Source organism: Candidatus Nitrotoga sp. M5 (genome assembly GCF_927904885.1).
Lineage (GTDB): Bacteria > Pseudomonadota > Gammaproteobacteria > Burkholderiales > Gallionellaceae > Nitrotoga.
The window spans coordinates 85,431-105,792 of sequence record NZ_CAKMNW010000052.1; the positions used below are offsets into that span (position 1 = coordinate 85,431).

The window sequence follows — 20,362 nt, forward strand, 5'->3', positions numbered from 1 at the left end:
TAGCTTTCCCGCAGTAGATCATTCTATTCTCCGGACGGCCTCCTAGAGGTGTCATGAGGTTATTGTACTGTCTTCGCTAAGGCGTAGTGCTTCCTCAATGTCAACTGCGACTACATGCGATACGCCGCGTTCCTGCATTGTTACACCTACCAGTTGCTGTGCCAGCTCCATGGTGATCTTATTGTGGCTGATAAAGATAAACTGGGTATGCTGTGCCATTCTTTTAATCAGCTTACACAATCGTTCGGTGTTGGTGTCATCCAGCGGTGCATCGACCTCGTCCAACAGGCAGAAAGGCGCCGGATTAAGCTGGAACATTGAAAACACTAGCGCAATCGCAGTTAACGCTTTCTCACCGCCTGATAACAAGTGAATTGAAGCATTTTTTTTGCCCGGTGGTTGTGCCATCACTTGCACGCCGCTATCCAGTATTTCATCGCCAGTTAGTACCAGGCGCGCCTCGCCACCACCAAACAGCACTGGGAACATTTCTGCCAGATGGCGGTTTACTTCATTGTAGGTGGTCATCAATAAGTCACGTGATTCCTTGTCAATGCGGCGTATTGCCCCTTTTAGCGTGTCCATTGCTTCGGTCAAATCTTTTGCTTGAGTATCCAGATAAGTTTTGCGTTCCTGCGCCGCATTTAATTCTTCGAGTGCAGCCAGATTCACCGCACCCAGCCCAGTTATGTCGTTATTAAGGCGATTCAAATCATTTTGTAGCGCATTCGGTTTGATATTGCCGCTTTCCAGCAGGGAGAATAGTGTTGTTTCCTCTACATCTTGCAACTGCTCTGCCCATTGTTCACATTGCAGACGAGCCTCCTGTTCCTTGAGCGACAGGTCGCTGAGTTTCTCACGTAGTGGGTGTAATTTTTGTTCGCAAGATAGGCGTTCTTGTTCCAGTCTGTTCAGATTGTTGGTGGTTTGTTCCAGCAAGTTACGAGTCTCGGCCAGTGCCTGTTCACGCGTTTGACGTTGTTTCAGTGCTTCCTGTAATTGTTGCTTGCTAGTACCGTCTTCGATATTGTCTAACTCGGCATGGGTTTGTATCAAAGTTTGCTCTAACTGCGCCAGCGTCAGCTCGATCTGTTTTAAACTGTGTTTTAGATCAGCGATTTTTTCTGCGCAAGTCTGGACAAAAAAGCGAGCTTCTTGCAATTCATGCTGCGTTTTTTGTGAACGTTCGCGCTGTTGACGTAGTGTGGATTCCTGAGCGGCAGTCTGCAGCTTCACTTGCTCAACCTCTACCTGCTGTGTCGCAATGCTTTCGTGCAGAATGTCCATGCGCTCTGCGATTTCTTGCTGTTGGCATTGCTCACCAGCAGACTGTTCGGCCAGCTCCTGCAATTCGCGCTCAATCTGCATGGCACGCTCATGGCTGTGTTCGTTGGCCTGGGTTAATTTTAGAATTTGTAGTTGTATTCCATGTTGACGTTGTTGCAATTCGCTGTCTGTTTTGCGCAAAAGCGCAATGCGGCTTTCGATAGTGGTATAGGTTTCTTCTGCTAGCGCTGTCTGGCGTTTGCCATGATCTAATGATATTTCCTGTTGCTGCGTTACCTCCAGCAAATGCTCGATTTCACGTTGCCGCGCAAGCACGCCATGCACTTGGTTGTCCGGAGCATGGAACAGCACGCTATGCGCACCAATCAGGTGTCCCTGCGGTGTCACTAACCAAGCTTCGGCATGCAATCGTTCACGCATGCTCAATCCCTGTGCCAGCGATTCCGTGACATACACATTTGACAGCCAGTCCGTCACCACCGGTGTAGTCTGTGGATCCTGGTAACTTACGAATTGCCCCAGCGGCGTCAGTCCAATATCTTGCTGTGCTTTGAATTTATGTGCTCCGTCCGCTGCGAACACTGCCAATCTGGCAGGTGGAGGATCGCTCCAATTCGAAGCGTCATCCAGATGGGGCAGGGCTAGCGCGTTGAGACGTTCGCGCAAAACAGCTTCCAGCGCGACTTCCCAGCCTGCCTCAATGTCGATGGATTGCCAAAGATGCGGCAGAAGGTCTAATTGGTATTTGATTAACCACTGTTTCAAATTTTTGTCGTTATCGACCTGTTTCTGGAGTTGTTGCAATGCGGATAGTTTCGCCTCCACCTGTGACAGCTGTCGTTCTAGTTCCTGCATTGCGATGCGCTGGTTGCGCCGTGCTACATCAGCCTCCGATAATTGCGTCTGAAACTGTGTCAACTGCTGCTGTTGCGCTTCGCGTTCCGTCTCCATCTCGGCCAGTAGATAGTGTGACTGTGTTAGCGTTTCACTATCCACGTGCGGGAGATTGCTCTGTTCTAGCAGCAAACGCGAGCGGCGTGCTTCTAGTTGTTGCACATTGCGTTGAATATGTTTGTATTCAGTATCGGCCAGTTGCAGTTGTTGCTGCGAAATCAGTTGCTCGCGTTGTAACGCGTTAAGGCGCTCCAGTCCGACGCGCGCTGCTTCTTCCGCTTGTGGCAGATGCAGCGCTGCGGCGTTCGCGCGGCTTTCCCAATCCGCAACTTGAATATCTGCTTCTTGTTGTTGTTGTTGCCAATGAGCCAACAATGATTCCACGCCTTGCAACTGAATGCGCTGCTGCTTTACCTGCAGCTCGCTATTAGCTGTTTGCTGGACCAGGCGCGCGCGCTGATCATTGAAGTGGGCAATCTGCTGCTCTAACCGTGCAATCTCAGCGTTAGAAGCATACAACTCGCCCTGCTTGGCATGCAGCGCATCAGCCTGCGCGTAATGCTCATTGCGCGTGTATTCCAGTTGGCATTCCATTTCACGCAGACGCGTGGTCTCAGCTTCCAGCTCATTTTTTGTTTTCTCGATACCTTGGGCAAAGCGCCCTCGACGTGTTTCGGCTTCTTGTTTATTCACCAGCCACAGCAATTGTTGCGTAGTGTCACGCTTCGATTCCAATTCGCGGTAACGCTTGGCTATCGCTGCTTGTGTAGTTAGATGGGTAAGTTGTTTGGTCAGTTCTTGGAGAATATCATCAACGCGTAACAGGTTGTTTTGCGTATCGGCAATTCGTAGTTCAGTTTCACGGCGGCGGTTGCGGTATTTAGATACCCCCGCAGCCTCCTCCAGAAATATACGCAGCTCTTCCGGTTTCGCTTCAATGATGCGCGAAATCATGCCCTGTTCGATAATGGCGTAAGCTCGTGCGCCTAGTCCAGTGCCCAGAAAAATGTCGGTTATATCTTTGCGCCGCACATGCTGATTGTTGATGTGGTAACTTGAATCACCGTCGCGCAGTAGCACGCGCTTGATAGAGATTTCGGCGTAGCTTGACCATTGACCGACGGCCTTGCCCGAACTGTTATCGAAGATGAGCTCGACGCTAGCGCGCGAGACCGGTTTGCGCTTGCCGGAGCCATTGAAAATAACATCTTGCATAGATTCGCCGCGTAGCGCAGAAGCGCGAGATTCGCCTAATACCCAGCGTAGCGCGTCAATGATGTTCGATTTTCCGCAGCCATTCGGGCCGACAATGCCGACGACTTGACCGGGTAGCGAAATATGGGTGGGATCAACGAAGGATTTAAATCCAGCAATCTTGACGTGAGAAAGACGCAATTTCAATCAGTTGGACATTATAATGCGTTGCATTCTAACCGACACACAAGGCATATCAAAATGAGCACTCCGCCCAGCAAATCCGTAGCCAGCAAGCTTCTGGAAACCTTCGTCAATCCCAAGCCTGAGCGTGATTATCACATCCACATGGAAATCCCCGAGTTTACCTGTCTGTGTCCCAAAACCGGTCAGCCCGATTTTGCTACGTTGATCCTTGATTACATCGCGGATACGACCTGCGTCGAACTGAAAAGTCTCAAACTCTATATTTGGTCATTCCGCAATGAAGGACATTTCCATGAAGACGTTACCAATCGCATTCTGGATGATTTGGTCGTCGCCATCCAGCCGCGTTTCATGCGCCTTACCGCCAAATTTTACGTTCGGGGTGGCATATTCACTAACATTGTGGCGGAACACCGGAAGCTGGACTGGCAAGCACAGCCGCTAGTGGATCTTATGCGATTCGAGACGCAGTCGAATACGCGAGGCTAAAAGCCTGTCAGATATTTGTTAAGTAAGATTCATTTATAACGATAGTGATGGGGATGTGTTTATAATATAGATCTTTATATCAATAAGTTGATTTATTTTATTAATTCATTTTATAGGAATATCGAGGAATGGATGCCACAGCATTAATGAATCTAATATAGGAGTATAAGATGGCTGCTCAACCTGAAATTACCAACATGGCTTTGTTTTGCGATTTCGAGAACATTGCGTTAGGTGTACGTGACGCCAAGTATGCGCAGTTCGACATTAAGAAGGTACTAGAACGCTTACTGCTCAAGGGCAGCATGGTCGTCAAAAAAGCTTATTGTGACTGGGATCGTTACAAAGAATTCAAGGCGACGATGCATGAAGCCGCTTTTGAACTGATTGAGATTCCGCATGTGCGCCAATCAGGAAAAAATTCTGCCGATATCCGCATGGTCGTAGATGCACTGGATCTTTGCTATACCAAAGCCCATGTTGATACTTTCGTCATTATTAGCGGTGACTCGGACTTTTCTCCATTGGTTTCAAAGCTACGAGAGAACAATAAATATGTGATCGGAATTGGGATTAAGGACTCAACTTCTGATTTACTCAGCGCTAATTGCGATGAATTTATATTTTATGATGATCTGGTGCATGAGCAGGAAGTACAGAAAAAACGCGCTGAAAAGAAATCCCCGGCTAAAGCGCCTGCCGGGCGCTCGACGAAAAAATCAATAGTGAAGACCGAAGATGACATGCGGCAGAAAGCACTTGATTTTATCGTTGAAACCATTGAAGCATTAATTGCCGAACGGGGAGAGGAAAAAATATGGTACTCCATGGTCAAGCCAACCATGCAGCGGCGTAAGCCTGGCTTTGCTGAATCGGCTTACGGCTATCGCTCGTTCAAAGAATTGGTGGAAGATGCGCAGAAGCAAAATTTGCTCATGATGGTGCGTGACGAGAAAACAGGTCAATATTCTATACGTTTACCCACAACGGAGGAGTAACACAGCTACAAGTTATTCGCATACAGCGCGGCTAAATTCGAGTGGTAAATTCAATTTACGGATATTTGCCATTTCATTCGAGAATATCTTGTCATTGGCTCAATAAATAAAGCACCCCGCAGCTTGCTGCGGGGTGCTTTATTTTGTCGCCTATGCTTTTATCTTTTTAAAAATATTAAGTTATATATTTTTGAGCTGACCTTCATGCTGGTTGGCCGTGGTGCGACAAATCGCCGCGCGACAATTTGCCACATTTTCAAGATGGTTCTTCTTCCATGAAATGAGCCTTCTGAGTTTCATAGCTAATCAGGTATCTGATGATTCAAACGACCCAAAAGGTCATATAACACCCCTTCTTTCAGGGCGGCTCTCGTTATGCTCATATGCTGAATATTCAGTTCAGTGAAAACTGCCGACATAATTGCGAATCCGCCAGGCAGAATAGGAATACGATCCGGTTTCAGCCCAAGAGTATACAGCCGCTTGCATTCTCCAGCTTTTAGTAACATGGAACGCAGTTTTGCCAGCCCCTCTGCTGTTATACCTTCACTTCTCCAATCATTTTGCTGTAACAAATCTGCTAATGCACGTGCTGTGCCAGATGATCCGATTGCTTCTTGCCAATTTCCACTGGAAAACTCAAAACGGATTTTTTGTAGCTCCATACGCGCAGCGAATTCCGCCTGTTGCATGGCATATTCAGTAATTTTACCGTCGCCAAAAAAACGCTTGCTATAGCTGACGCATCCCATATGCAAGCTTTCCATTTGAAACGGCTCCAATCCCTCGCCAATCACGCATTCGGTAGAACCACCGCCGATATCAACCACCAACCTATTGTCTTGCGATAATGGCATGCAATGTGCCACGCCCAGATAAATTAAACGCGCTTCCTCTCGACCAGCGATTACTTCTATCGGAAAACCCAAGGCATCTTCTGCTTTCTTAAGAAAAACGGAAGTATTTTTTGCCAGCCTGAAAGTATTTGTGCCAACTACCCTGACAGCATGGTTTGGCAGGCCACGTAGATACTCGCCAAAACGCTTGAGGCATGTAAGGGCACGTAATTGGGACTCGTCGTCTAGAAAATTGTCTGGTGTTAATCCTGCAGCCAGACGAGCTGTTTCTTTCATGGAATCGAGTGGATATATCTGATTTTCCACCACTCGTGCGACTTGCAGTCGGAAGCTATTGGAACCTAAATCCACTGCGGCGATGGTATCGTGTACTGGCACAGTAATTACCTATCAATTCGAGGTTAGTAACTTACTCGGTGGGGAATATATGGTTGACATATTTCAGCGCGAAGGATTGCATTTATTTTACCATCGCCTACACTTTTTCCGCTATTTCGAGCCTCTTCCAGTATGTAATATGGTTAGTAATTGATCTACGACCGCAATGCGTTTGAAAGAAACTCGATGCGGCAAGACGTGAGGTAAAGTGGAATACCGCGACTGCGCAAACCGAAGTAAGTCATTCGTATGTACCGCTAAGGCAGGGCGGTGGTGGAGGTCGTGACGAAAAGGGACTGAAATCGACCTCCATTTGGCGCAGTTTATCCGGCATAGCCCATGTGCGCCGAGATACGGCGCGCGGTCTCCTGTACCAGTCCCACCCAGTCGAGTTGACGCCTTTCCATCGGCGCGGATACCGACAAACCGGCAACCGCAGCACCACTTGCATCGCGCACCAATACGCCGATACAGCCCACGCCGAGCTCGGCTTCCTCATCATCCAGTGCGTAGCCACGAATCAGACTGGCTTGAATATCTGCGAGCAGCTGCTTGCGATTACTGCGTGTATTCACAGTATAGGCAGGCAAGCGCGTGCGACGCACATAATCGCTGATCACGCTCTCTCCCGCCTCACCCAATATCAGCTTGCCAACTGCGGTGACATGCAGCGGAGCGCGGCTGCCGACCACCTGCTCTACACGCATCATGCGTTGAGGACTTACGCGTTCGACGTAAACCACCTCATCCCCCTGGCGCACGGTGAGATTCACAGTCTCACCGATTTGATCGCGCAACCACTCCATTTCCGACCGCGCAATGGAGCGCAGATCCTGACCAATATGCGCTTGAGCGGCCAGTCGCAGGAGATGCGGCCCGAGCAAGTAAGCCCCAGCCTCATCGCGTCTAACCAGACCATGGAGAATCATCGAATTCAGTATTCGGAATGCGGTGGACGGATGCAGTGCGGTTTCCGCTGCAAGGATTTTCAGCGATGCACTGCCTTCTGCGGCAAGCGCATCGAGCAAAGTAACCATGCGGTCGATGACCTGGATGGGTGAGGAAACAGGTTGAGATTTTAGATTTTTCATATTTCACATTATGAAACATAAATTGTATTGTGAAAAGATATTTTTGCCGTAATATAGCAATATCTTAACTTTTGAAGACTGTCATGAACTCAACTGCCTATTCCGAGACTATCCCGGCATTTTGCCAGGGCATCCAATATTTCGCCCCTGCCTGGCCGGGTTTTGCCGAACACGCTTCACAGCCGGCTATCGAAGCGCATGCAAAGACAGTAAGCGATGCCGCCGATCCGTCGGCTGCATATCAAACGCTGCTGGCCGCAGATGCCTTGCGCTATCTGACCTTGCAAATATGCGCGTCGAAGTCTTCCGGTCACCCCGGCGGTTTCGCCTCCAGCGCCGAGGTTTACGCATCACTGGTGATGCTTGGCCATACCAACATCGTGACCGAAGTAGGGCATCATGCCCCCGGCTTTTATTCTGCGATGTTCCTGGATAGCTCACTGGAGAAGATGGGCATCACCACAGTGCAGCAGATGCGTGAGCGTTTCCGTGAAAAACACGGCCTGCTCGGCCACTTGTCTGGCGCAATTCCCGGACTTCTGGCACCTGCCGGTCCGCTGGGTCAGGGCCAACATTTCGCCATGGCAGGAGCATTCTTGCATCCTGGCACATTATTCCCGGTGACCATAGGCGATGGCGGCATGGGCGAACCTTATGTATTGAACAGCATGATGCATTTCAATACCGCCTACCCGAAGGTGACTAATTTCCTGCCTGCGTTGATCTGGAATGGCTATAGCCAGGAGCATCACTCTATGTGCACCACCTGGAGCAACGAAGAAATGATTGCCTACTGGCGCGGGCACGGTTTCGAGAACGTATTGCTGGTGAACGCAAAGGATTTCGACGACCAGAATCAATCCGGCGCCTACGTGGACAGCAGCCTCTTTTCGCATAAGCAGCGCTTGGCGTTTGCCGCAGCAGTGTTGCAAGCAACCGATGCAGCTGCAAAAAGCGCACTGGATGGAACCCGCACTGCACTGATCCTGAAACAGTTAAAAGGCAGCGGTGTACACAGGCTGGGCGCCAAGTCGCACAACTTGTATCCCGCCGACACGTTGGACGCGGAGCACATCGTCACGGCCCTGCAACGCCGTGCGCTCAACCCGCTAGCCTGGCAGATCGTGCGTGACAACTTCTCTCGCGCCGGCGGAGGCCCGGCTGCGAAGACCGCAGTCACTGAACATGTATTGCCTATCCCCAGCTTGCCGGCCTTGCCGATCAAGGAATTTATGCCAGGCGACAAACAGGTGCCGTCTACAGCATTTGGCGCACTGGTGGCATTCGTGGGACTACATGACAAAAATTTCGTGGTCACCAACGCCGACGGTAACGAAGCATCGGCGATGTCCAACATCAACGTCGCGTTAAAAATTCGTCATCCAGTAAAAGACGACCTGTATCACCAAGGGCCAACCGGGCAAGTTTACGAGCCGCTTAATGAGGATGCTTGCGCAGGCTTGGCGGCCGGGCTGGCTTTGTTCGGCTCCCGTTCAATCTGGCTATCCTATGAAAGTTTCGTGATTAACGGTTGGCCCATCATGCAGACCGTCACTCAGGCGATGGCGGAACTGCGCCGCAAAACGCCTTCGCTGGTGTGTATGTTTACCGCAGGCGCTCTGGAACAGGGACGCAACGGCTGGACCCATCAACGCCCGGAAATCGAGAACTACTTCGCAGCACAGATGCGAAACGGCAACGTCTATCCTTTGTTTCCCTGCGATGCCAACCAGATCCAGGCCGCTTACGAATGGGCGCTGGACACCCATAACAAGGGCATTATCGTGATCGCTTCCAAGAGTCCTTTGCCGGTTTACACCACGCTGGAACAGGCGCGCCATGGTATCGCGAATGGAGCGGTTAAATTGTATGAAAGTGCTTCTGGGGAAAAAACTGTGGTATTCGCGGTGACCGGCGACATGGTATTGCTGCCGGTATTCGAAGCCAAGGATAAACTGGAAGCGACTGGTCATCGCGTGCGTATCGTAAGCATAGCCAATCCGCGTCGTTTGTATCGTGCAACCGATGTGTCCTGGGATACCGTATCGGAGCCGGACAACACCTTCATGGATGACGATCACTTCAACGCATTGTTCGATGGTGACGCACTGATAGCCGTATCCGGCGGACCCTCTGGCCCACTCGAACCAGTATTGCTGCGCACCCGTGCCGTACATCGTGACGTAATGGTCTGGAAGCGCGGCGAGACAACCTCCAGCGCTGGTGAGATCATGGCCTTCAACGGCCTGACTGCGGATGCGATGCTGGCAAGGGCGGCGACCATGTTGGGTTAAACCCCGGATAAGCCATCAGGGAAGTTTAGACTGGCATGCACACTCCCGCCAACATTTAGAAAGGGCAGAATTGGAATGACTGAAACCAAAATTATTGTGCTCGACGATGACCCGACCGGTTCGCAGACGGTGCATTCCTGCCTGCTGCTGACTCGTTGGGATCAGGACACGTTATGTGCCGCGTTACTGGATGACTCACCGATTTTTTTTGTGCTCACCAACACCCGTGGCATGGATGCGCTGTGTGCCGCCACGGTGACGCGCGAAGTGTGCCGCAACCTCAAGCTGACCTTGACCAGTCTGGCCGCGCAAGGGCTGCATTTCAATCCGATTTTCGTCAGCCGCTCCGACTCCACGTTGCGCGGGCATTACCCGGTGGAAACCGATGTAATGAGCGAAGAGTTGGTCGGCGCTACAGGTTTCGACGCGCACTTCCTGGTTCCGGCCTTCTTTGAAGGCGGACGTTTCACTCGCGACAGCATCCACTACCTGATGGCTGATGGTATGCCCATACCGGTACACCAGACTGAATTCGCTCGCGACTCGGTGTTTGGCTATTCCACCAGCTACCTGCCCGATTATGTCGAGGAAAAAACCGCTGGACGTATTAAAGCGAATCAGGTCGAGCGTTTTCTGCTCGCCCAAATACGCGGTGATATCTTGGCGCGCCTGATGGGACTGCACGACAACGTTTGCTGTGTAGTGGATGCGGAAACCCAGGCTGACCTGAATCACTTTGCTGCTCAATTGAAAACTGCCGCCGCCAATGGCATGCGCTTCCTGTTCCGCTCTGCCGCCAGCCTGCTCACCGCACTGGCGCAACTACCGCCGCAGCCTGTGGCTGCCAGCGTCATGCGCCAGTACGTGCGCAACGGCAAACCCGGTGCGGTGATCGTTGGCTCGCATGTCAAGAAGACCACGGCACAACTGAACAAGCTGTTAAAAGAACCGGGCATCATTGCCATCGAGGTGGACGTGGATCGTATCGCCACCGAACGTTCCGCCCTGTTGCAGGAAGTATTACATCAAGCCGAGTGTGCCCACGCTGCTGATACAACACCGGTTATCTATACCAGTCGCGCAGAACGCAGCTTTACCGACCATGCAGCGCGTCTGGTATTTGGCGAACAAGTTTCCGCGTTCCTGATGGACGTGGTACGCAGCCTGCCGACCACACTGGGCTTCCTCATCAGCAAAGGCGGCATTACTTCGAACGACGTGCTGTCCGATGGGCTTGCGCTCAAGGCCTCGCGGGTACTCGGACAAATTCTGCCGGGCTGTTCAGTGGTGCGCTGTCCATTCGATCACCCGCGCTATGCAGAGATGCCGGTAGTGATCTTTCCCGGCAATGTCGGTGACGATGATGCACTGGCCACGGTTTATCGTCGCTTGGCTGGGACAGGATGATGGCCTCTTCGTCAGGTCATCGTCCGGCGCACGCCTTGGTCGCTGCACGAAAATTACGCGAGCAGCACAGGCTCGAACTTGTAATTTCGAACTTGTAATTAGCTTCTTCTGCGACAAGGGCGAGAAATACATCGTGGTATTTTGTCGAAATGAATATTGCCTATGACAATACTTTGAATGAATTCTCACGAGTTGAACTGGAAAATTTCGGCGGAATCATAATAAAGAAATTATCGGCGCGCTAACCAACGATGTGAGAGCATTTTATTTTCTCATGCGCTTTGCCTGAATTTTGTGCCCTGCGTCAGCCTGTCACGATGGGAATCGACGAAATAGGCTCTCACAAATTGTGAAGACTTTACCTATATAGATATTAATGGACAATCTGGAATGAACACTACCGCCAGTTTTTGCCAGTATTTAGAAAGGGTAGATCCGGAATGACTGAAACCAAGATTGTAGTGCTCGACGATGGCCCGGCCGGTTCGCAGACGGTGCATTCCTGCCTGCTGCTGACTCGTTGGGATCAGGACACGTTATGTGCCGCGTTACTGGATGACTCACCGATTTTTTTTGTGCTCACCAACACCCGTGGCATGGATGCGCTGTGTGCCGCCACGGTGACGCGCGAAGTGTGCCGCAACCTCAAGCTGACCTTGACCAGTCTGGCCGCGCAAGGGCTGCATTTCAATCCGATTTTCGTCAGCCGCTCCGACTCCACGTTGCGCGGGCATTACCCGGTGGAAACCGATGTAATGAGCGAAGAGTTGGTCGGCGCTACAGGTTTCGACGCGCACTTCCTGGTTCCGGCCTTCTTTGAAGGCGGACGTTTCACTCGCGACAGCATCCACTACCTGATGGCTGATGGTATGCCCATACCGGTACACCAGACTGAATTCGCTCGCGACTCGGTGTTTGGCTATTCCACCAGCTACCTGCCCGATTATGTCGAGGAAAAAACCGCTGGACGTATTAAAGCGAATCAGGTCGAGCGTTTTCTGCTCGCCCAAATACGCGGTGATATCTTGGCGCGCCTGATGGGACTGCACGACAACGTTTGCTGTGTAGTGGATGCGGAAACCCAGGCTGACCTGAATCACTTTGCTGCTCAATTGAAAACTGCCGCCGCCAATGGCATGCGCTTCCTGTTCCGCTCTGCCGCCAGCCTGCTCACCGCACTGGCGCAACTACCGCCGCAGCCTGTGGCTGCCAGCGTCATGCGCCAGTACGTGCGCAACGGCAAACCCGGTGCGGTGATCGTTGGCTCGCATGTCAAGAAGACCACGGCACAACTGAACAAGCTGTTAAAAGAACCGGGCATCATTGCCATCGAGGTGGACGTGGATCGTATCGCCACCGAACGTTCCGCCCTGTTGCAGGAAGTATTACATCAAGCCGAGTGTGCCCACGCTGCTGATACAACACCGGTTATCTATACCAGTCGCGCAGAACGCAGCTTTACCGACCATGCAGCGCGTCTGGTATTTGGCGAACAAGTTTCCGCGTTCCTGATGGACGTGGTACGCAGCCTGCCGACCACACTGGGCTTCCTCATCAGCAAAGGCGGCATTACTTCGAACGACGTGCTGTCCGATGGGCTTGCGCTCAAGGCCTCGCGGGTACTCGGACAAATTCTGCCGGGCTGTTCAGTGGTACGCTGTCCATCCGATCACCCTCTATATGCCGATATGCTGGTGGTGATCTTTCCCGGCAATGTCGGTGACGATGATGCACTGGCCACGGTTTATCGTTGCCTGGCTGGGATATGAAAACCGTATAGGGGTTCTTCCTTGTTTGCATCTTAATTTTTTTAAATAATTGATAAATTTGTGCTTTATAGAAAATTGTCAAGCAATAATTTGTAGGGCTGTGTAAAAATAAGCCTCGGTTTGAGCCATTTTTACACGATGGCGACCAAAATCTAAACTGAAATTGCAACCCATATTTGCGCTTCGCTACATTTTCGAAAATGCGAAAGATCCGCTTAATCCTAAGATGCAGTTTGATCCATTTGAAGAATAATTCGACCAACTAGAGGCAACGATAAAGCTGAGCGAAACAAGCGCTGACTGCCGGATTAGTAGCGCAGTTTCTGCACATGGAATTTACTGGGTTGACTTTCAGGCTGGTTTCAACCGGAAGTTCTCGATATTCATCTTCCCGGATCAGTGCGGCGACCCAATATTGCGAATGTATTGTAGTTATTAGAAGCAGCAACAAAAGTTTTTATCGTTTCAGCTTTAATTGTGTCACCGTTAGCCTGAAGCAAGGATGAAGGGTGAGTGTCTAAAGTTGAATAGTGAGGTAATTATGTTTGAAAATATGAAGATAGGCGTGCGTTTTGGATTGGGTTTCGGTCTGGTTGTGATTGTACTAGTAGTAATTACAGCCTTATCTCTCACGCGGATTTCACATCAGGATCAAAGACTAAATTTTATAGTTGACGATAGATATTCGAAAATGGCTATGGTTATGGAGATTGATAATGAAATCAACGTAATTGCCATCTCACTAAGAAACATGATGCTCACTGATAGTCGCGATGACATGTTTAAGCAAGAAGAAATAATTCTTGAAGCACGGAAAAAAATTGAAGGAAATATAGAAAAATTACAACAAAAAGCTATTGTATTGCCAAAAGGAAAAGAGTTGCTGCAGCACGTCCTGGATAATCGAATTAAATATATTGAGGGTACTAAGATATTGGTAACCTTGATTGAAGAAGGTAAGAAGGATGAATCACGAACATATTTAACTCACGTTTTGCGACCCATCCTGAGCGATTATCATGCCAGTTTGAGTACATTTGGTAAGTTTTATGTAGATTTAATGGATGTAACCGTCCAAGAAGCTGTTGACAACTACAACAGTACCCGAAACATGATGTTGGAGCTGACACTACTAGCGATTGTTTTGGCGTTGGCCGCAGGTCTCGTCTTCTGGATTACGCGCAGCGCTACCAAACCGTTGAATCTAGATCTGAACATTTCAAACCGATTGGACGACGGTGATTTGACTACAAGGGCCGAGGTGACCTCTAAGGATGAAATTGGCCAATTACTTGCAGCCATGCAAAATATGGTAGGCAAATTGTCGCAGCTTGTCACCGAAGTACGCAGCGCCTCCGACAATCTCTCTAGAACTTCTGATGAAATAAGCGCGATCAGACAGGAAGTCTACGAACAAGCAACAAAGGAAGTTACCGAGAGTGGCGAATCGGTGCGGCAAACAGTGACTGCCATGAAGCAAACCGCAAAAAAAATCAGTATGACTAATGATATCGTCCATCAGACTAATGTGTTGGCGCTCAATGCCGCTATTGAAGCAGCACGTGTGGACGAGCATGGGAAGGGCGTTGCAACGGCGGCAGAGGTACACAAATTGGCAGAACGCAGCTTGGCTGCAACGCAGGCAATCAGCGAGTTGGCCTCAAGCAGCGAGCAGATGGCGAAAAAGTCCTGCAAGCAGTTGGGCGAAATTGAGCCGTCCATTAACAAGACCACGGATTTGATATAGGTGAGCAGCATCGAATTGGAAGGCAATCTATGCTTATTCGGTTAGCACTTAGCCATATTAGTGAAGATATCGGGGACTCAGCCTGAAAACTGGAACATTGCAACGAGGCGCTGAACTTGCAATAACAGGAAGTTTATACAACATTCAGGGCGGATTAATGTAAAGAGCAATTGTCGAGGAACAAGGCGCATCATCATTCCCGAATTTAGATGCTATGGTTTTTTAATGCGATGGAAAAGTAGGCAATATTTATGACAGCGCAAACCCCGTTGCAACGCATTCAGCATTTGATCAACCTGGAACGTGAGGATGTCAGCACACTGATCTTTTATGGCATCGGCATTGGTTTATTGTCACTGACGATGCCGATCGCGGTACAGGTATTAGTCAATATCGTCGCTTTTGGTGCGTTATTGCAGCCATTACTGGTGTTGACGATGGTGCTGCTGGTGTTGGTTACTTTTAGTAATATCCTGATCGCGTTTCAGTTTTATGTGGTGGAAATGCTGCAGCGCCGCTTGTTTGTGCGTACATTTGGCAATGTGGCTTTGCGTCTACAACAAGCCCGCATCGCCATTCGTGACGATCACTATGTCCCTAGGTTAGCTAACTATTTTTTCGATGTGGTCATCTTGAATAAAACTATGACTGTATTATTACTGGAAACCTTGGGATATGTGCTGCAAACCGTGATCGGTATGGCGCTGTTGGCGTTTTATCATCCTCTGCTGCTGGCCTTTGATCTGTTTTTAATTGGCATGTTGGCGCTGATCCTTTTCGTAATGAGTAAAAACGGTGTGACGACGGCCATTGCACGATCGGAAGCAAAATATGCTGCAGCGGCCTGGCTGGAAAATATTGCTGGTAACTCTCTGCTAGGCAAATCAGCCAGCGACAGTGCATTTTTAAATAAGCAAACCGAACGTATCGCCCACGATTACTTAGAGGCCTCAGTCCGGCATTTCCGGATATTGGCCCGGCAAAACCTTAGCGCCTTAATGCTGCATGCATTTGCAAGTAGCTTGCTGCTGGGTATGGGTGGCTGGCTGGTTATAGAACGCCAGCTCAGTCTGGGACAATTGATTGCCGCAGAACTGGTGGTAAGCGCCATGATTTATGGCCTGCTCCGCTTGGGTAAAATGCTGGGCAACTATTACGAACTATTGACCAGCGTCCATAAGCTGGGACATTTGCTGGATTTGCCACAAGAAAGCAATCAGGGCGCAACACCGAAAATTAATGACAGGCCGTATCAGGTCGATATTTACTGTGCCTCACTACCGGAAAGCCCATATCTGGATGTGTTGCGCGGCTTTGATTTGCATCTGGCTCCGGGCGATAAGCTGGTGATTAGCGATGGTGCCAATCGGGGCAGCTTACTGGACATGTTGTTTGGTCTACGCGCACCCAGCAGTGGCTATGTTTGCTTGGATAATTATGACTTGCGTGACCTCAATCTGGGCGTGTTACGTGACAATATCAGTCTGGTAAGTGACACCGAAATTGTCGAATCCAGCATACTGGACAATCTGTGTTTGGGTCGTGAACTAGAATTGCTACCCTTGCAGCAAGTGCTGGTGCAAATTGGCCTACTGGATAACATTTCCGCCTTGCCGGCTGGTTTGAATAGCCGCTTGTGTGTCAATGGTGCGCCGCTCACGACAGAGCAATCCTTGCGGTTAACACTGGCACGAGCCATGGTCAGACGGCCCCGTCTGTTGTTATTGAATGGCGTGCTGGATCGCATTGACCAGCGGGTTTTGCCAACACTGCTCGATAGTCTGCTGGCTGTCGATGCACCTTGGACACTGATTGTTACCAGCCATGATTCGCAAGTCATCGCGCGTTGTCAACGTCGCGCCCGTATCGAAAACGGTGTTCTTGTCGAAACCATTACCGAAGACTACGGTAAAATTTAATGGAAACCCAACATACATCTTCCTTTTCAGCGCCAGAACTCGTTGCGCTATCGCGTGTGGAAACAGTACCACTGGCCGGTCGGCTTGCTCGTTCCTTACTGATACTTTTTTTTATTTTAATGGTCTTGCTGGCTTTTACGCCCTGGCAACAAAATGTGCGCGGCATAGGGCGCGTTGTTGCCTATGCGCCTGCAGAGCGCCAACAAATAATCAGCGCACCAGTGGAAGGTCGGGTAGGTCGCTGGCTGGTTAGAGAGGGTACACAAGTTAAACAGGGTGCAGTGCTAGCGGAATTACTCGACAATGACCCGTTGTTGATGCAACGCCTGGCAAGTGAACAGCATGCTTTATTGGCCAGACAGGTTGCCACCGACAGTCGCGTCAATACTTTTCACGAGCAGTTGCGCATGGCGGAACAAGCACGACCACAAGCGTTATCCGCTGCCGAGTCGCGTGTCAACATGGCCCGTGAACGCCGCAAAGCTGCCGAGCAATTGGTAGATGCTGCCAAGGCTGCCCGGCAAACCGCCTCATTGAATTTGTCGCGACAACAGCAATTACAAGGTAAGGGTTTGGCCTCGCAACGTACCTTGGAGCTATCACAACTGGAAATGGCACAACGCGAAGCTGAGGTCAAACGGGCGCAATCCGGATTGCATGCGGCAAAAAACGAAATCGATGCGTTGAGCGCGGACAGACAAAAACTCACTGCTGATGCTGCAGCGGCGATCGAAAAAGCGCGAGCCGAACTTAACAAAGCTGTTGAAGATCAGAATTACGTCATCGCCGATTTATTAAAACTGGAAACTCGGCTGGCGCGCCAGCAAACGCAAACGGTCACCGCACCACAAGACGGCACGGTGTTACGCTTACTGGCCAATCCCGGCGCTGAACTCGTGAAAGCCGGTCAGGCATTAGCGATTTTGATTCCCGATAGCGAACAACGTGCTGTCGAACTATGGGTAGATGGTAATGACCTGCCCTTGATTGTCATCGGCAGCCGGGCGCGCTTGCAGTTTGAAGGCTATCCAGCGATACAATTTGGCGGCTGGCCGTCATTTTCGGTAGGCTCATTCGCCGGTAGGGTAGCGCTGATCGACGCCACCGACGACGGTAAAGGCAATTTCCGTGTCTTAATTATAGCGGATGCTGATGACGATGTTGCCTGGCCCAGTATGCGGTTCCTGCGCCAAGGTGTGCGTGTCAACGGTTGGGTGTTGCTAAGCCAGGTGACCCTGGGTTACGAGTTATGGCGGATTTTCAATGGCTTTCCGATGCTGATATTGCCGGAACTTAATGAAATGGGAAACCCCAAGGGTGAAAATGATAGTCATGTCAATCACGAGAAAAAAGGTTCATGAAGAAGATCGTCATTTTGAAGTTCGCGCTCTTGTTCAGCTGGCTGATGGTCGGGAATGCCAGCGCCTCCACCGAGCCATTAACTCTGGATGAGGTGCAGAGCTCAGCGCAGCAAGCTTTCCCGAGTTTGCTGGCCGCTAAACAGCGCCAGCGCGTCGCTGAAGGCGAATATATGACGGCGGAAGGCGCATTTGATACAGTGTTAAAAGTGCAAAACCGCTGGTCAGCGGCTGGCTTGTATCAAAACCGGAATAACGATGTCAGTATTGAACAGCCCACCAGTTTAGGAGGTACGACATTCTTCGGAGGCTGGCGACGCGGCACAGGCGATTATCCGGTTTACGACGGCAAAAATCTGACGGCCACAGACGGCGAAGCAAGGCTTGGCGTTAACATCCCGCTGTGGCGTAATCGCGAAATCGACCAACGCCGCGCCAGCCTAAAACAGGCGGAACTAGGTCAAATAATTGCTGGTCATGAATATGATCAGATCCTGCTGGAAATCCGTCGACTGGCTGCTCACCGTTATTGGGATTGGGTGCTGGCTGGCCAGCGTTTGCAGATTGCTGAACGTTTGCTGCACATTGCCGAACAACGCGATGCCGGGATACGCAAGCGGGTGACTGCCGGAGATATTCCTGAATTTGAGGCTTTGGACAATCGACGGGCAATTATCGAACGGCGCGAGCGCCGGGTGATGGCCCAGCGGATGCTGGAACAAAGCGCGATCCAATTGTCTCTGTATTGGCGTGATGCCGAGGATCAGCCGCGCATGCCCACCGCCGAACAATTGCCATCCGGTTTTCCTGGTCGAGAACCAGCGGTCACGCTGGATTACCCTAAAGCCTTGCAAATAGCGCAAGCACAAAGACCAGAATTACGTCGACTCGAAATGCAAAGTCGGCAAACAGAAACAAATCTGGAGCTGCAACAAAACCAACGCGCTCCCGAAATCGATTTATCAGTGATGGGTGCCAAGGATATAGGCAACGGCAAGGGCAGTCTCAATCGCAATGAATTATATGTGGGTCTAAATTTCAATATGCCCTTGCAGCGCCGAGTCGCCAGCGGTCGTGCTCAAGTTGCTGGCGCCAATCTGCAACGATTGAACTTGGAGCGTGTGTTACAGAAGGATCGCATTGCTGCCGAAGTGAAAGATATTTTGTCAGCCTTGTTTGCTGCACGTAAGCGCTGGACACTCACTCTATTGCAACAATCAGCCGCCCAGAAGCTCGAGTCAGGCGAGCGTACCCGTTTTGAACTAGGCGACAGCACCCTGTTATTTGTCAACCTACGTGAAATAGCCAACGGCGATGCGGCCTTACAGGCCTCTGAAGCCGCCAGTAACTTGTTCAAAGGGTATGCTGATTACCAGGCGGCATTGGGTATGACGGAGTAAAATAGTAAGTGCATGTATGGCTTGCTCCCTTACGCGATTGGTTACTACAATAAATACAGTAAGCATGACATTGACGTACTGTTTTGGAGTGGGGATTATGATTTGGGTTAATGAAATGCGAAGGCGTTTTGAGGGGGTACCTCTGAGTCAGACTGCTGCGAACATTGTCAGACTTCGCGCTGCCCTGAACGCTTCATTCGTGCGGCTGAATATTGTGACTATCAGGAAATATTTGTGATGCATTATTATTTTATAACCGGCACATCTTTTGGTCTGGGCAAGGCCATAGCAGAGGCATTGTTGCAACGCGAAGATGTTTTTGTATATGGAATCTCACGAACATCTTCTATCTCTCATGCACACTACAAACATTTGTTTGCGGACTTGAGCAATCCGTCTCAGCTTTCGTCCATTATTAAAGTCTTTGAATCGTCATTTACAAACCAGGATTCTTTATATCTGATTAATAATGCTGGCGTGATTGATCCAATCAAATATCTTGGAGGCTTTACAGAAGAAGAGATATTACTTCTTATGCACGTAAATCTGATAAGCCCGATACAATTAATGAATGCTTTTTTAAAAATTCCACACAAAGTAAAAAAGAGAATAGTTATAAATGTATCTTCGGGTGCTGCCTCAAAAGTAACCGATGGTTGGTCTTTATATGGTTCAGCGAAGGCAGCTCTCGACCACGCATCTCTTCATGTAGCCAAAGAGTTGGAGCTAACTGGTACGGCAAATACTCATATTTTTTCAGTAGCGCCAGGGGTTGTAGACACACCTATGCAAGCGAAAATTAGAGCTGTGTCAAAGCATTCATTTTCGATGCTTGATCGATTTATAGACTTACATGAAACCAATTCATTGGACACTCCTGAGCACGTTGCACAAAAATATTTGAAAATACTGGATGAACCTCAAGCATTCCCCAAAGTTGTTTTTTCTGCGCGTGAGATTTAACAAACAATTAACTTAATATCATTCAACAGAACCAAAAAATATAACTTGAACTTTCGGTCACACGGTGAATAATTCAGTGTTTTCCTAGGTCAAGTCAAAATTTTCAAGAT

General features: G+C 49.8%; 13 protein-coding genes. 10 read left to right on the top strand and 3 right to left on the bottom strand.

Going from position 1 to position 20,362, the window contains the following annotated elements; genetic code table 11:
- Positions 1 to 51 precede the first annotated feature (51 nt).
- Positions 52 to 3,576 carry a chromosome segregation protein SMC gene (gene smc, locus MJ770_RS10245; RefSeq protein WP_445083151.1) on the bottom strand — a complete coding sequence of 1,175 codons (3,525 nt, stop codon included), beginning with the start codon at positions 3,574 to 3,576 and terminating at the stop codon, positions 52 to 54.
- 60 nt (positions 3,577 to 3,636) lie between these two features.
- On the opposite strand from smc, the gene queF reads away from it, so the two are divergent.
- Positions 3,637 to 4,071, top strand: coding sequence for a preQ(1) synthase (gene queF / locus MJ770_RS10250; protein WP_239253620.1), 435 nt, complete (start codon positions 3,637 to 3,639; stop codon positions 4,069 to 4,071).
- Positions 4,072 to 4,241: 170 nt separating this feature from the next.
- Positions 4,242 to 5,069, top strand: coding sequence for an NYN domain-containing protein (locus MJ770_RS10255; RefSeq protein ID WP_239253621.1), 828 nt, complete (start codon positions 4,242 to 4,244; stop codon positions 5,067 to 5,069).
- 302 nt (positions 5,070 to 5,371) lie between these two features.
- Here MJ770_RS10255 and ppx read toward each other — a convergent pair whose 3' ends face one another.
- Together ppx and MJ770_RS10265 are read right to left on the bottom strand one after the other, a co-directional pair.
- Entirely contained in the window at positions 5,372 to 6,304 is a 933-nt protein-coding gene (gene ppx / locus MJ770_RS10260) for an exopolyphosphatase (protein WP_320412227.1), read from the bottom strand.
- Positions 6,305 to 6,627: 323 nt separating this feature from the next.
- The gene (locus MJ770_RS10265; protein WP_239253623.1) at positions 6,628 to 7,395 is read right to left on the bottom strand and encodes an IclR family transcriptional regulator; all 768 of its coding nucleotides are present in this window, start codon (positions 7,393 to 7,395) and stop codon (positions 6,628 to 6,630) included.
- A gap of 281 nt (positions 7,396 to 7,676) precedes the next feature.
- Between MJ770_RS10265 and MJ770_RS10270 the strand changes: the two genes are divergently transcribed.
- The 8 genes from MJ770_RS10270 (at position 7,677) to MJ770_RS10305 (ending at position 20,252) form a co-directional block, all read left to right on the top strand.
- Entirely contained in the window at positions 7,677 to 9,689 is a 2,013-nt protein-coding gene (locus MJ770_RS10270; RefSeq protein ID WP_239253625.1) for a phosphoketolase, read from the top strand.
- A 75-nt stretch (positions 9,690 to 9,764) separates the two neighbouring features.
- A complete protein-coding gene (locus MJ770_RS10275; protein WP_256448820.1) occupies positions 9,765 to 11,096 on the top strand; it encodes a four-carbon acid sugar kinase family protein in 1,332 nt (443 codons plus the stop codon).
- A 440-nt stretch (positions 11,097 to 11,536) separates the two neighbouring features.
- The gene (locus tag MJ770_RS10280) at positions 11,537 to 12,865 is read left to right on the top strand and encodes a four-carbon acid sugar kinase family protein (protein WP_239253629.1); all 1,329 of its coding nucleotides are present in this window, start codon (positions 11,537 to 11,539) and stop codon (positions 12,863 to 12,865) included.
- Positions 12,866 to 13,406: 541 nt separating this feature from the next.
- Complete coding sequence (locus MJ770_RS10285; protein WP_239253631.1) at positions 13,407 to 14,612, top strand: methyl-accepting chemotaxis protein; 1,206 nt, start codon at positions 13,407 to 13,409, stop codon at positions 14,610 to 14,612.
- Positions 14,613 to 14,863: 251 nt separating this feature from the next.
- Complete coding sequence (locus MJ770_RS10290; protein WP_239253633.1) at positions 14,864 to 16,531, top strand: hypothetical protein; 1,668 nt, start codon at positions 14,864 to 14,866, stop codon at positions 16,529 to 16,531.
- Complete coding sequence (locus MJ770_RS10295) at positions 16,531 to 17,892, top strand: HlyD family secretion protein (protein WP_239253635.1); 1,362 nt, start codon at positions 16,531 to 16,533, stop codon at positions 17,890 to 17,892. Before MJ770_RS10290 ends, MJ770_RS10295 begins: the two co-directional genes overlap by 1 nt.
- Complete coding sequence (locus MJ770_RS10300) at positions 17,889 to 19,289, top strand: TolC family protein (protein WP_239253638.1); 1,401 nt, start codon at positions 17,889 to 17,891, stop codon at positions 19,287 to 19,289. Before MJ770_RS10295 ends, MJ770_RS10300 begins: the two co-directional genes overlap by 4 nt.
- A 237-nt stretch (positions 19,290 to 19,526) precedes the next feature.
- Positions 19,527 to 20,252 carry an SDR family NAD(P)-dependent oxidoreductase gene (locus MJ770_RS10305; RefSeq protein ID WP_239253646.1) on the top strand — a complete coding sequence of 242 codons (726 nt, stop codon included), beginning with the start codon at positions 19,527 to 19,529 and terminating at the stop codon, positions 20,250 to 20,252.
- Positions 20,253 to 20,362 lie beyond the last annotated feature (110 nt).